The 2,152-nt window shown below is 60.5% G+C and carries 3 protein-coding genes; all 3 read left to right on the forward strand.

The features are described 5' to 3' along the window. The coding region (locus tag ABT116_RS43425; RefSeq protein ID WP_351646292.1) for a hypothetical protein at positions 1 to 608 on the forward strand (608 nt) is incomplete at its 5' end. A gap of 119 nt (positions 609 to 727) precedes the next feature. Next, entirely contained in the window at positions 728 to 1,189 is a 462-nt protein-coding gene (locus ABT116_RS43430; RefSeq protein WP_003944279.1) for a helix-turn-helix domain-containing protein, read from the forward strand. Next, the gene (locus tag ABT116_RS43435; protein WP_351646294.1) at positions 1,186 to 2,145 is read left to right on the forward strand and encodes a hypothetical protein; all 960 of its coding nucleotides are present in this window, start codon (positions 1,186 to 1,188) and stop codon (positions 2,143 to 2,145) included. The genes ABT116_RS43430 and ABT116_RS43435 overlap by 4 nt, the downstream gene beginning before the upstream one ends. The last annotated feature ends 7 nt before the right edge of the window (positions 2,146 to 2,152 follow it).

A 2,152-nucleotide genomic window follows, 5' to 3' on the forward strand; every position in this document is an offset into this window, starting at 1 on the left:
AAGAGAACAACTTCCTCGGAACCGGATCGCTGACCGATGACGAGGTCGCCGAGTTCACTGCGACCGTCGACTATCTGCGTGCTGTCATTCCTGCCGCGTTCGGGTTGGAATGGAATGACCCGGCATTTTCGGGTGAAGGATACGTTGTGACGGAACTTCCGCGTAGTAGCGGTGGGCGGTTCTTCGACGGGTATCGCGGTGTGAGAAAGACCGCGAACGGGTACGTCGCGATCTCGGCATCCGAGCGTAACAGTGAGAGTGGGGCGGTTACCTTCAGCCGGTTCGAGGACGCGGTGAAGGGTTATGCCGCGAATATCGTCAGTTCTTTTAGAGGTCGTGGTCCCGGTTCCTTGGGATCAGTGGCGTGGATGTGGAACGGGGCGACTGGCCCCGGTGTGGTCACCGAGTCTTTGAATCCTCCGTACGACACAGATTTCCGCTTCTACCTCGCAGATGATCCGAGCGCGTGGCTCGAAGGAGACAAGGTCGCGGCGACGCTCTCACACGGGTTGGGCATGTCGATCCCCAGTTTCATTGCCGTCATCATCGCGCACCCCGCTGTTACGGCAAAGGATGCGACGGCGTGGCCGAAGTCGATACGCCCCTGAGCTTCGCGGCACCGGATGCAGGGCATGTCCAGTTGAAATCTCGGCATTCTCGTGCGGGGTTGTTGCTTGTGTGTTCCTGCCGTAATCTTGATGCATAGTGAATCAAGGAGGTGGGGCCAGTGACTGTCGATGATCAGTTCACCGACTTGCTCGCTCGACGCGGGGCACGTGATCGTGTCGCGGACCGTGATCGACTTCGGCTTATTGTCGATGCGAGTAGGCGGGGCTATACCCATCGGGTGATCAGTGATCGTCTGGGGACCGTCTCGCAAGCGACGGTTACGCGGTTGCTTCAGCGTGCGGAGCATGATCCTGATTTGGTTCGTGAGACGCCGGCTGAGGTGATAGATCGGTGTGCGGCGGGCGAAATCGACCCGGCGGAAATGATGGAACGGTTGATGGGTTGGCGGTATACCTTCGGGTATCTCCCCACCGTCAACGGCAACGAGACCGACGCCTATATCACTGGTGACTGGAACGAGGTCGAGTTGGCGTACTACCGGGGTTTCCTCACTGACGATCAGTTTCAGGCGTTGGCTGACCGTCAGAACGAGATCCTCGATCGCCTCAGTTCGCCGTGAGTGGCGTCGACGAGTTGCGTACTGCTGTCGGCATGCAGTTAGCCGCGTTGTGTGCGGAAGGCGGTGTCCTGCGGACTGATTCGGCCGACAGCACGAAATCACGTTATCGGATCAACGATCCGGCCCGGTCGAAGTTTCATCGGCAATTGTTTTCCGACTATCTCGATAGACATGAGGGTCCGAAGGAGGAAGGTTCTGCGATCATTTCGGCGGGGGTGCCGGGGGCTGGCAAATCGACCATGCTCGGCAGATACGTCGACGGTTTGAGTGAGTACCGGCTGCTTGACGCCGACATCGTGAAAGTGCCATTGATCGAGCGGGCTTTGGCTGATGGAATCTACGACGATCTCTTGTCGCGACGTCTCGACGACGGTTATCCGATCGCACCGATGGAGTTGGCGGCGCTCGTGCATCGTGAGTCGGCGGATCTGATCGACATCATTCGCAGGGATTGTCTCGTCGTCCGGATGTGCGTGCACCAACAGAAGTCGCTTCGCCGACGCCGTCACTTTGCCACCCTCACCCAGTCCGTAGCGTTTCCGAATATCCCTACCTGCACCGGGCCGTCGAGTACGACGCCCTCGACGCCGGTACCGACTGCGACCAGCGCCCGTGACTGCACGATCGGCAATACCGCCGCAAGGTCCCACAGCTTGGGCTCCGCATCGCTGATCAACGATCCGAGATCCCCGACTCCACTGAGCGCTTCGTCGATCCGACCTTGTAGCGCAGGATCACACAGCCCGGACAGATTGCTCGGGGCCTCGACGCTTGTCGTACGGACCGGCTCCGGCGTCTGCGACGGCGTCGGAGCGGGCACTGCCGAAGCCGGCGCGGGGACGGAAGGTGCTGTCGGGCAACTGAACCGGGAGGCCAGTGACGTCGCCGTGTCGGCGCCCGCTCGGCTCCACCCGACGATCATGTCGACGCGTCCTGCAGTCAGATCCTCGCCGTAGAGCTCCT

Source organism: Streptomyces sp. NPDC002130, assembly GCF_040296465.1.
Taxonomy (GTDB): Bacteria; Actinomycetota; Actinomycetes; order Streptomycetales; family Streptomycetaceae; genus Streptomyces.